Source organism: Methylobacterium sp. Leaf88, from assembly GCF_001422795.1.
GTDB lineage: Bacteria > Pseudomonadota > Alphaproteobacteria > Rhizobiales > Beijerinckiaceae > Methylobacterium.
On the sequence record NZ_LMMK01000005.1, the window covers coordinates 107,232 to 118,281 of the forward strand.

Below are 11,050 nucleotides of genomic sequence, written 5' to 3' on the forward strand. Positions count from 1 at the left end.
CGGACGATGCGCTTCGCCAGACCGGCGGGCGCCGCACGGGCCCTCGGCGCCCGTGCAGAGCGGAGTGAAGAGCATGGGTTACAAGGTCGCCGTCGTGGGTGCCACGGGCAATGTGGGCCGCGAGATGCTGGACATCCTGTCCGAGCGCGCCTTTCCGGCGGACGAGGTGGTGGCGATTGCCTCGCGCCGCTCGGCCGGCCAGGACGTGTCCTTCGGCGACAAGATCCTGAAGGTGAAGGCCCTCGATTCCTACGATTTCTCCGATACCGACATCTGCCTGATGTCCGCGGGCGGCGAGACCTCGAAGGAGTGGTCGCCCCGCATCGGTCAGTCCGGCTGCGTCGTGATCGATAACTCGTCGGCGTTTCGCTACCATCAGGACGTGCCGCTGATCGTTCCGGAAGTGAACCCGGACGCTATCCACGGCTTCTCCAAGCTCAACATCATCGCCAATCCGAACTGCTCCACGGCGCAGCTCGTGGTCGCGCTGAAGCCCCTCCATGACGCGGCCACGATTAAGCGCGTGGTGGTGGCGACCTACCAGTCGGTCTCCGGCGCCGGCAAGGACGCCATGGACGAGCTCTTCCAGCAGACCCGCTCGGTCTTCACCGCCGGCGAGATTAAGGCCGAGAAGTTCCCCAAGCGCATCGCCTTCAACGTCATCCCGCACATCGATGTGTTCATGGAGGACGGGTACACGAAGGAAGAGTGGAAGATGGTCGCCGAGACCAAGAAGATGCTCGATCCCAAGATCAAGCTCACGGCCACCGCCGTGCGCGTGCCGGTGTTCATCGGCCACGCGGAAGCCGTGAACGTCGAGTTCGAGCGCCCGATCTCGGCCGAGCAGGCCACCGCGATCCTGCGCTCGGCCCCTGGCCTCATGGTCGTCGATAAGCGCGAGCCCGGCGGCTACATGACCCCGCACGAGGCCGCCGGCGAGGACGCCACCTACGTCTCCCGCATCCGCGAGGACGCTACGGTGGAGAACGGCCTCTCGTTCTGGTGCGTCGCCGACAACCTGCGCAAGGGCGCGGCCCTGAACACCGTGCAGATCGCCGAGATGCTGGTGAACCGCAAGCTCCTGAAGCGGGCCCAGGCGGCCTGAGGTTCGATTTGGGTCCGGACCTCGGGACCCAGACGACCGACAGCGATCATCGACGCCGTCCCGCCCTGCGGGGCGGCGTTTTTCTTGGGCCCGACGCAACGCGGGAGGTCTTCCGGGCTCGCTGTTGCGCCGGACAGTCGTACGCGAGGGCAAAGCCTCGGATCGCAACATCCACCGGCGCGGCCCAGCACCATGGGGATTGAGAGGTCTGCGCCGGCGGCGCGCGATCCCGACACCGTGGACTCCGTTCGCGGTACGCACTGCGAGTCCGAAGGGCCGGGCTGCATGGTTCCGATCGGCAACAGGGTACCATCCGCGTGCCCAGCACGACGCCGGGGTCGTTGCAGTCCCATCCGTTCGGGGTGGGGCGCGAGCGGGATCGCCGAGCGGACCAAGACTGGTCTTCAAATTTTTTCTGATTTCTACCTGGCGCGTTGTGGAACCGCCGCGCGGATCATGGAGATCAAGGCAGCTACGTAGGCGGTGGTTTTCGCCCAGGCCGGCCCAGGGTCCGGGTTCGACACAAGGCGGAAACCGCTTGAAAATGGGAGCGAACGCGCCTACTCTGTTTCTATCAGTTCTGGTTGCAGTTGTGAGACTGCGGTTCGGGAGTGGGCCCCACCGGGTCCGCTCTTTTTTATTGCCGCAATGACTCTTGCGCCGGATCGCCTCGGACAAGGCCGGACTTCAAGCGCAGCATGGCGGACAACCTCAACAGCGACCCGCTCAACAGCGATCTCAACGAGAAGCGCCTCATCACCGAGACCGGCGTGGCCGCGCGGGTGGTGCAGGTCATCGAGGGCTCAATTCAGGGCCTGGGCTATCGCGTCGTCCGGGTGAAGGTGACGAGCGCCAACGGCTGCACCGTGCAGATCATGGCCGAGCGGCCGGACGGCACCATGACGGTGGATGATTGCGAGGCGGTGAGCCGGGCGATCTCGCCACTGCTCGATCTCGATGACCCGATCGGCAAGCCCTACTACCTCGAGATCTCCTCGCCGGGCATCGACCGGCCGCTGGTGCGGGCCGTCGATTTCGCGCGCTGGGCCGGCTACGAGGCCAAGATCGAGCTCGCCGTGCCAATGGACGGCCGCAAGCGCTTCCGCGGCATCATCGGCGCCCCGAATGCGGACGGGCTCACGGTACCGATCGACCTGCCCGACGTGAAGGAGGGCCTGCCGAGCCGGATCGACCTGCCGCTGCGCGACCTCGGCGACGCCTACCTCGTGCTCACCGACGAGCTGGTACGCGAATCCCTGCGCCGCGGCGGTCCCCCCGCTCTCGACGACGAGATGGACGACGCGGAGGATGACGGGGCGGAGATCGAAGTCGAACCGACCCCTGCCCCTGCCCCGCTGAAGAAGAAGATTTCCCGTCCCCTGAAACCGAAGGCCTCGCAACGGCCCAAGCCCGTGAAGGTCGAGACCGAGGAGAGTCTCGCCATCAAGGCTCGGAACAAGGCGAAGCCCGTCCGCACTAAGGCGGTGCGGGTGAAGGAAGACGGCAAGCTCCACTAACACGCCCGGATCCCTGCCCCGCCGAGCGGCGAGGGGATCGCGACAGAACACGACGAAGAGAAGGACGAAAAACGATGGCCGTCGTCAGCGCCAACAGGCTCGAACTCCTGCAGATTGCCGAAGCGGTCGCCCGTGAGAAGGTGATCGACCGGTCCATCGTGATCGACGCGATGGAGGAAGCCATCGCCAAGGCCGCACGCTCCCGCTACGGCGCCGAAACCGACGTGCATGCCGAAATCGACCCGAAGACGGGCGCGCTGCGCCTGTCGCGCCACCTCGTGGTGGTAGACCAGGTCGAGAACGACGCCCGCGAGGTCACCCTGGAGCAGGCCCGCCGCTACAACCCCGGCGCCCTCGTGGGCGACGTCATCTCCGACACCCTGCCGCCCTTCGATTTCGGCCGCGTCGCCGCCCAGTCGGCCAAACAGGTCATCGTGCAGAAGGTGCGCGACGCCGAGCGCGACCGGCAGTTCGACGAGTATAAGGACCGCATCGGCGAGGTCGTGAACGGCCTCGTGAAGCGCGTCGAGTACGGCAATGTCATCGTTGACCTCGGCCGCGGCGAGGGGATTGTTCGCCGCGACGAGATGATCCCGCGCGAGACCTTCCGTCCGGGCGACCGCATTCGTTCCTACCTATTCGACGTGCGCCGCGAGGTGCGCGGACCGCAGATCTTCCTCTCGCGCTCGCACCCGCAGTTCATGGCAAAGCTCTTCGGCCAGGAAGTGCCGGAGATCTACGACGGCATCGTCGAGGTGAAGGCCGTGGCCCGCGATCCCGGCTCGCGCGCGAAGATCGCCGTGATCTCGCGGGACGGCTCGATCGACCCTGTCGGCGCCTGCGTCGGCATGCGCGGCTCCCGCGTCCAAGCGGTGGTCGGCGAACTCCAGGGTGAAAAGATCGACATCATCCCGTGGTCGGAGGACCAGGCGACCTTCATCGTCAATGCGCTGCAGCCGGCGGAAGTCGTGAAGGTGGTGCTGGACGAGGAGGCCGACCGCATTGAGGTGGTGGTACCCGACGACCAGCTCTCCCTGGCCATCGGCCGCCGCGGCCAGAACGTGCGCCTCGCCTCGCAGCTCACGGGCTGGGACATCGACATCCTGACCGAGGCTGAGGAGTCGGAGCGTCGTCAGAAGGAGTTCGCCGAGCGTACCGCGATCTTCATGGAAGCCCTCGACGTCGACGAGACCGTGGGCCAGCTCCTGGCGGCGGAGGGCTTCCGAAACGTCGAGGAAATCGCCTACGTCGAGCCGGGCGAGCTCGCCAACATCCAGGGACTCGACGAGGAGAGCGGAACCGAGATCCAGGCACGCGCCCAGGATCACCTCGCCCGCGTCGAATCGGAGTTCGATGCCAAGCGTCAGGAACTGGGCGTGCAGGACGAGCTGCGCGAGATCGACGGCATCACTACGCCCATGCTGGTGGCGTTGGGCGAGAACGACGTGAAGACGATCGAGGACCTCGCCGGTTGCGCCACCGATGATCTCGTGGGTTACACCGAAGGGCGCGGCCCCGAGGCCAAACGGCACACGGGCTACCTCGAGGGATTCGAGATTTCGCGGGCGGAAGCGGAGGCCATGGTCATGGCGGCCCGCGTCCATGCCGGCTGGATCGAGGCGCCGGCCGAGCCTGAGGCGAGCGAGTCCACCGATGAGGAGCCCGTCTCCGTCTGAGAAGGCGAATCATGGCTCCCCGCGGCCACGGATCGCGGGGATGTTTTCCAGTTGACGAGAGAATCCCACGCCACATGACGGGCGAAACCGCAGATGTAACCGACGATGCCGTCGAGCCGGATCCGAGCACGCTGCTCGATCCGGGTCTGGGGCGGGGTCGTGCCAATGCTCTGCGCACATGCCTCGTCACGCGGGTGACGCAGGCGCCGTCCGGCTTGATCCGTTTCGTGCTCGGGCCCGACGGCGCCGTCGTGCCGGATCTGCGGGCTCGCCTACCCGGCCGTGGTGCCTGGCTTACCCCCACCCGCGCGGCGGTCAACGAAGCGGTGAAGCGGCGCGCCTTTCAACGCGCCTTCAAAAGCAAGGATGCCATGGCATCCGACCTCGCCGACCGCATCGCCGAGGGTCTGCGCGCCGACCTGCGTCAATCGTTGTCCCTGGCCAACAAGGCCGGCTGCGTGGTCGCGGGCTTCGCCAAGGTCGAGTCGGCCATCGGCGACAAGGCCGGTGTGGCGGCGGTGATTCAAGCCTCCGACGGTAGCGCCGACGGACGGCGGAAGATCGTCGCGGCATTGCACCGGCGGCATGGCAGTGCCATATCGTGCATTCCCGTCATTGATGACCTGTCCAACGAAGAATTGGACATGGCCTTGGGTCGGGATCATGTGATACATGCGGCTCTCGTCGCAGGAGTCGGAGCTTCCGGCTGCCTTGCGCGTTGGCGTCGGCTCCGCACCTTCGAAGGTTTGGCGACGACGGCCGAGGAGGCCGGCTCCGCCCGTATTGGGCAGGCCGTTTCCGATCTGCACGACGATTGAAGCGATGGATCTACCCGGCGCACAGCAGTTTGCCGGTTCACGGGACGATGGAAACCCTCAGGGTTTGGACTGAATGAGCGATACGAACAATCCGGGCGACAAGACGCAGGCGAGACCCCCTTCGAAGCCGCTGTCCTTGAAGCGTCCGATCGAGCAGGGAACGGTGCGTCAGAGCTTCTCCCATGGCCGCTCCAAGCAGGTCGTGGTCGAGACGGTGAAGCGCCGTGTCATCGGTGCCGCGCCGGCCGCCCCCGCGCGTGAGACGACGCCCGTCGCCCCTGCGACGCGGGTGGCGCCGCCTCCGCCGCCGGCCGCACCGCGTCAGGCCCAGCGGTCCGCAAATGGCGTGGTGCTTCGCACTCTCAGCGAGCAGGAGAGCAACGCCCGTGCGGCTGCCCTCGCCGACGCCAAGCGCCGCGAGGCCGAGGCGCAGAGGCGTGCCGAGGCAGAAGCCGCGGCTGAGCGCGAGCGCATCGCTGCGGAACAGCGCGAGCGGGAGGCCGCCGAGGCGAAGAAGCGCGAGGAGGAGGCCCGCCGCCGCAAGGAGGAAGAGGATCGCCGCGCCGCCGAGGAGGCAGAACGCGCTGCTGCAATTGCGGCTCAAGACGCTGCGAAGGCCGATGCCGCACCAGCCTCCGCCCCGACCGTGTCGAAGACCGCCCCGATGCCGGCGGCCCCGACCATCGTGCGCTCGGCGCCTCCGGCCCCGGCTGCCCCGGCGGCGGAGCGTCCCGCTCAGGCTGCCGCTCCCGCCCGGCCTGCGGCTCCGACAGCGCCGGCCCGTCCGGTTGCCCGCCCGCCGCTGACGGCGCGTCCTGCCACGGCCGAGCCGCGCAAGACCATCACGGCCGACGTGCGCAAGCCGCGCGACCTGAATTTCATGGCCCGCCCGGCTCCGGCGCCGGAGCCCGAGCCCACCGCTCCGACCGCGGCCACGGCCGCCCGTCCGGCCGGTGGAGCAACGCCGGCCCGTACGGCTGGCCGCCCGCAGGCTGCCGAGGAGGAGAGCGAGCAGAAGCGCGTGATCCGCCGCCCCGGCATGCCGCTCAAGATCATCACGCCGCCCAAGACGCCGAAGCAGCCGGGCGGCGATCGCAACCGCGGCCGTCTCACGATCGCCACCGCCACGTCGGGTGAGGACGAGCGCACGCGCTCCGTCGCCTCGTTCCGCCGCCGCCAGCAGCGCATGAGCGGCAACCGGCAGGTGGAGCAGAAGGAGAAGCTCTCCCGCGAGGTGACGATCCCGGAGACGATCACGATCCAGGAGCTCGCCAACCGCATGTCGGAGCGGGCGGTGGACGTGATCCGTCTGCTCATGAAGCAGGGCGAAATCCATAAGATCACCGACGTGATCGACTCGGATTCGGCGCAGCTCATCGCCGAGGAACTCGGCCACACCGTTCGCCGCGTTGCGGAGTCGGACGTGGAGGAAGGCCTGTTCAGCGACGAGCCGGAGCTGGAGGAGGATCTCGATCCCCGTCCCCCGGTGGTTACCATCATGGGCCACGTCGACCACGGCAAGACCTCGCTGCTCGACGCGATCCGCAAGACCACCGTTGTCTCCGGCGAGGCCGGCGGCATCACGCAGCATATCGGTGCCTACCAGGTCGCCTCCCCGAGCGGCGACATGGTCACCTTCATCGACACCCCCGGCCACGCGGCGTTCACCTCGATGCGTGCCCGCGGTGCCAAGGTGACGGACATCGTCGTGCTCGTGGTGGCGGCGGATGACGGTGTCATGCCGCAGACGGTGGAGGCGATCTCCCACGCCAAGGCCGCCGGCGTTCCCTTGATCGTGGCGATCAACAAGATCGACAAGCCCGAGGCGAACCCGCAGCGGGTGCGAACCGAGCTGCTGCAGCACGACATCCAGGTCGAGTCGATGGGTGGCGAAACTCTCGAGTTCGAGGTGTCGGCCAAGACCGGCGACGGTCTGCCGGAGCTTCTCGAGGGCCTGCAGCTCCAGGCCGAAATCATGAACCTGCGCGCCAACGAGACGCGCGACGGCGAGGGTACGGTCATCGAGGCCAAGCTCGATCGCGGTCGCGGCCCGGTGGCGACCGTCCTGGTCCAGCGCGGCACCCTGTTCACCGGCGACATCGTCGTGGCCGGCGCCGAATGGGGCCGCGTGCGCGCCCTCATTGACGACAAGGGCGAGAACGTCCCCTACGCCGGTCCTTCGGTCCCGGTGGAGGTGCTCGGCTTCAACGGCACACCGGATGCGGGCGACCGCGTCGTGGTCGTGCCGAACGAGGCCCGCGCCCGTGAGGTCACCGAATACCGGGCCCGCCAGAAGCGCGAGCGCCTGGCTGCCCGTACCGGTGGCGCGAATCGCTCGCTGGTCGACATGATGCGCGACCTGAAGGAAGGCGCCGGCCGCAAGGAACTGGCGCTGGTCGTCAAGGGCGACGTGCAGGGCTCGGTCGAGGCCATCAACGGCGCGCTGGAGAAGCTCGGCAACGACGAGGTGTCGGCGCGGATTCTGCTGGCGGGCGTCGGCGGCATCACCGAGTCGGACATCACCCTGGCGGAGGCTTCGAAGGCCGTCGTCATCGGCTTCAACGTGCGGGCCCACAAGGAAGCGCGCGAGTCGGCCGAGAACAAGGGCGTCGAGATCCGCTACTACAACATCATCTACGACCTCGTGGATGACATCAAAGCGACCCTGTCGGGCATGCTGCCGCCGACGCTGCGCGAGGAGCGTCTCGGTGAGGCCCAGATCCTGCAGATCTTCGACGTGTCGAAGGTCGGCAAGATCGCCGGCTGCCGCATCACCGACGGTGTGGTCCAGCGCGGTGCCCATGTCCGCTTGATTCGCGACAGCGTGGTCATCCACGAGGGCAAACTCGCCCAGCTGAAGCGCCTGAAGGACGATGCGAAGGAAGTGACCGCCGGCTACGAATGCGGCATGTCCTTCGAGAACTTCCAGGACATGCGGGCCGGCGACACCATCGAGTGCTACCGGGTCGAGGAGATCCGTCGCACGCTCTGAGCGGCGGATTCGCTTCGGAATACCGACGGGGTCGCGACGAGGTCGCGGCCCCGTTGCGCGTTTCGGAGCCGGTGCCGGCCGTCTTCGCGGAAAGACGACGCGGAAACTGGCGCGACGGGCCTATATCCCGGACGCCGATCTGCGCTAAGAGGGTCGCCTTCGACGTCCGCTTCGTTTCAGCCGGCTCGGCGTTTCCGTGCGGCGGCACCTCGATGTTCCGTTTCAGCGACGCATCGTCCGCGGCTCCCGGCGCGCCGGTGTCGAACCGTTTCGACGACAAGACGATCAGAATCCGACATGGCCCAGAAGCAGACCCCCACCGGACCCTCGCAACGCCAGCAGCGCGTCGCCGAGCTGATCCGCCACGCCCTCGCCGAGGTTCTCCAGCGCGGGGACATCCAGGACCCGGTGCTGAGCGCCCACGTCATCACGGTGCCGGAGGTGCGGATGTCGCCGGACCTGAAGCTCGCCACGGCCTACATCATGCCGCTCGGCGGCCTGGACGAGGCCCCGGTCCTGGCGGCGCTGGCGCGCAACAAGAAGGCGCTGCGCCAGGAGGTCGCCCGCCGGGTGAACCTGAAATACGCGCCTGACCTGCGCTTCCTGCGCGACGAGACCTTCGACGAGGCCGACCGGATCGACGCCCTGCTGCGGACTGATAAGGTGCGCCGTGACCTCGAATCGCCGGCCCCGGAGAAGGACGACGGCGCCTCGGACCCCGACGCCGCCTGACGCGCACCGGCCCTGAGCGGTCCCCCGTCTCCGGCCCGAGGCGGCGGGGACACCGAACAGCGAACCCCGACCGGGACGGATGACGGCGCAGAACGTGCCGCCCGCCCCCTGTGAGCATTGACCGAGGACCCCCATGATCAACGAACCGACCGTCGAGCGCACCGAGGGTTCAGCGCCGCCGAACCCGGCGGACCGGCCCGTGGCCGCCGAGGGCCGGCGTCCGCCGCGGGGCGCGCCGCGCCCCGACCGGCCGAAGCGCCGAGACGTCAACGGCTGGGTGATCCTCGACAAGGGGGTGGGCATGACCTCGACCCATGCGGTCGCTGTGGTGAAGCGCGCCTTCAACGCCAAGAAGGCGGGCCATGCCGGCACCCTCGACCCCCTGGCCTCCGGCATCCTGCCGATCGCGCTCGGCGAGGCGACCAAGACGGTCCCGTTCGTGATGGACGGGCGCAAGGCCTACGTTTTCACCGTGACCTGGGGCATCGAGACCGACACCGACGACGCCGAGGGCCGGCCGGTGGCCACCAGCGAGGCGCGTCCGACCCGCGAGGCCGTGGAAGCGGCGCTGCCGACCTTCATCGGCGCCATCGAGCAGGTGCCGCCGCGCTACTCGGCCATCAAGATCGCCGGGGAGCGCGCCTACGACCTCGCCCGCGACGGCGAGGAGGTCGTGCTGGTGGCCCGCCCGGTGCAGATCGACCATCTCGCGGTGGTCGAGCACAGCCCCGAGCGCACGGTGATCGAGGCCGCCTGCGGCAAGGGCACCTATGTCCGAGCCATCGCCCGCGACCTCGGCCGCCTGCTGGGCTGCTACGGCCACGTCTCGGCCCTGCGCCGCACCCGCGTCGGCCCCTTCACCGAGGCGGATTCCTGCCAGGTCGCCGCCCTCGAGGAAGCCGGGCCGGACGGCAATGCCGGGCATCTCCACGCCGTCGAGACCGCCCTCGACGCGGTGCCCTCGGTGCCGGTGTCGCGGGACATGGCCCTGCGCCTGATGCGCGGCCAGCCGGTGATCCTGCGCGGGCGCGACGCCCCGGTGGAGGGCAAGGCCTTCGCCACCTGCGGCGGAATCCTCGTGGCGGTGGGCGACGTCGAGCGCGGCGAACTGGTGCCCCACCGGGTGTTCCACCTCGGCGGGACCGCCAACCGCCCGGTCTGAGCGGGGCTTCCGGGGGCCCTCCCCCACGGGGAGGGTGACCGCAGGCGCACGCCGCACGGGCTCCGCGCGGGCCCCCTCGCCGTCGGGCGGTGGCACCCGTGCCCGTCGATCCGGGGGCGCCGCAGTCGAGCCCGCCCCGAAGGAGAGGCGCGCCGTCCGAGGCCGCCGACCGTGTCAGGTCCGGCACGCTCGGCGTGCCCGGGTCCCGGGCTCCGCTGCGCGGCCCCGGGGATGAGGGGGTTCCGGACTCCGACTTTCGGTTCGAGCATCGGCCCTTGCGATCGCCCTTTCCTGGACAGGAGGCGGCGTCGCGTCTGCCAACTCGTCCTCGATGGACCTGCGTCACGCGCTTCCCCGAAGCGGTCGGCATCTCCACGGCCCTTCCCGCTCCGGCGAAACGGTCGCCTACGCGCAGGCGGCGGTGAGGCTCTCGGAACGCGATGCGATCTGTCGGGCGACCTCGACCGCCTGATCCGGATGGAGGGGAACGAGGACCGCGAGCCCTCCCGTCATGGGCGTGAGGAGGCGCCCCGATTGCGAGACAGGGAGGCCGTCGAGCCGGACTGTCAGGCGACAGCCGACAGGCGCGGCCGTGAATGTCGCGAACGCCGCCGCACCGCCATCATTGAAGTGGACCACGATGTCGGGTTGGTTCGCCCCTGACCATTTCCCCGCACCGATGTCGATGCGACCGTCAGGCTGACCGCATCGCCGGCGAAGGCCGTCGAAGAGATGCAGAGAAGCAGCGGAAGCAGGAAACGATCGATCTGTCTGCGCATCGCATGAACTCTCCGTCCTCGGGCTGAAACTCGGTCCGCTCGTCTGTGTGAAGGGCCGCTGAGAGTGAGAAGCGGAGCTTGGCCTTTTGCCCTGGAGGGGACGATCTCGCGATGACCCAGCTCGGTCGTCGGCGGGCCGACGGCGCTCGTCCCTCAGAAGTCCTTCCGGCATCTGTCGTGAAGGGAGTCCAAGCGGCCTCCGATCCCGTTGGATGGGACTCCCCATGGGTCGATATTCCACCAAACGGAGCGGCATTCAGAACCCGAGG

Annotated in this window: 8 protein-coding genes; 7 read left to right on the top strand and 1 reads right to left on the bottom strand. The window is 68.6% G+C overall.

Annotated features, from left to right (window positions below; all coding sequences use genetic code 11):
* The first annotated feature begins 73 nt into the window (after positions 1-73).
* The 7 genes from ASF20_RS03665 (at position 74) to truB (ending at position 10,002) form a co-directional block, all read left to right on the top strand.
* Complete coding sequence (locus tag ASF20_RS03665) at positions 74-1,105, top strand: aspartate-semialdehyde dehydrogenase (RefSeq protein ID WP_056212594.1); 1,032 nt, start codon at positions 74-76, stop codon at positions 1,103-1,105.
* Between the two features lie 698 nt (positions 1,106-1,803).
* Complete coding sequence (gene rimP, locus ASF20_RS03670) at positions 1,804-2,622, top strand: ribosome maturation factor RimP (RefSeq protein WP_056270920.1); 819 nt, start codon at positions 1,804-1,806, stop codon at positions 2,620-2,622.
* Positions 2,623-2,696: 74 nt separating this feature from the next.
* Complete coding sequence (nusA, locus tag ASF20_RS03675) at positions 2,697-4,298, top strand: transcription termination factor NusA (RefSeq protein WP_056270923.1); 1,602 nt, start codon at positions 2,697-2,699, stop codon at positions 4,296-4,298.
* Between the two features lie 74 nt (positions 4,299-4,372).
* A complete protein-coding gene (locus ASF20_RS03680; RefSeq protein WP_056212604.1) occupies positions 4,373-5,116 on the top strand; it encodes an RNA-binding protein in 744 nt (247 codons plus the stop codon).
* Positions 5,117-5,189: 73 nt separating this feature from the next.
* Positions 5,190-8,108, top strand: a complete 2,919-nt coding sequence (gene infB, locus ASF20_RS03685; protein ID WP_056270926.1) for a translation initiation factor IF-2 — start codon at positions 5,190-5,192, stop codon at positions 8,106-8,108.
* Positions 8,109-8,405: 297 nt separating this feature from the next.
* Positions 8,406-8,840, top strand: a complete 435-nt coding sequence (gene rbfA / locus ASF20_RS03690; protein ID WP_056212608.1) for a 30S ribosome-binding factor RbfA — start codon at positions 8,406-8,408, stop codon at positions 8,838-8,840.
* 133 nt (positions 8,841-8,973) lie between these two features.
* Positions 8,974-10,002 carry a tRNA pseudouridine(55) synthase TruB gene (gene truB / locus ASF20_RS03695; protein ID WP_056270930.1) on the top strand — a complete coding sequence of 343 codons (1,029 nt, stop codon included), beginning with the start codon at positions 8,974-8,976 and terminating at the stop codon, positions 10,000-10,002.
* 566 nt (positions 10,003-10,568) lie between these two features.
* Here truB and ASF20_RS23780 read toward each other — a convergent pair.
* Positions 10,569-10,781 (bottom strand): hypothetical protein, encoded by a 213-nt coding sequence (locus ASF20_RS23780; RefSeq protein WP_156647939.1) that lies wholly within the window; start codon positions 10,779-10,781, stop codon positions 10,569-10,571.
* Positions 10,782-11,050: the final 269 nt, after the last annotated feature.

Excerpts from the sequence above, each read along its gene's own strand:
- ASF20_RS03680 (WP_056212604.1), top strand. The coding sequence starts at position 4,373 with ATGACGGGCGAAACCGCAGATGTAACCGACGATGCCGTCGAGCCGGAT.
- infB (WP_056270926.1), top strand. The coding sequence starts at position 5,190 with ATGAGCGATACGAACAATCCGGGCGACAAGACGCAGGCGAGACCCCCT.
- ASF20_RS23780 (WP_156647939.1), bottom strand. The coding sequence starts at position 10,781 with ATGCGCAGACAGATCGATCGTTTCCTGCTTCCGCTGCTTCTCTGCATC.
- nusA (WP_056270923.1), top strand. The coding sequence starts at position 2,697 with ATGGCCGTCGTCAGCGCCAACAGGCTCGAACTCCTGCAGATTGCCGAA.
- ASF20_RS03665 (WP_056212594.1), top strand. The coding sequence starts at position 74 with ATGGGTTACAAGGTCGCCGTCGTGGGTGCCACGGGCAATGTGGGCCGC.
- rimP (WP_056270920.1), top strand. The coding sequence starts at position 1,804 with ATGGCGGACAACCTCAACAGCGACCCGCTCAACAGCGATCTCAACGAG.
- truB (WP_056270930.1), top strand. The coding sequence starts at position 8,974 with ATGATCAACGAACCGACCGTCGAGCGCACCGAGGGTTCAGCGCCGCCG.
- rbfA (WP_056212608.1), top strand. The coding sequence starts at position 8,406 with ATGGCCCAGAAGCAGACCCCCACCGGACCCTCGCAACGCCAGCAGCGC.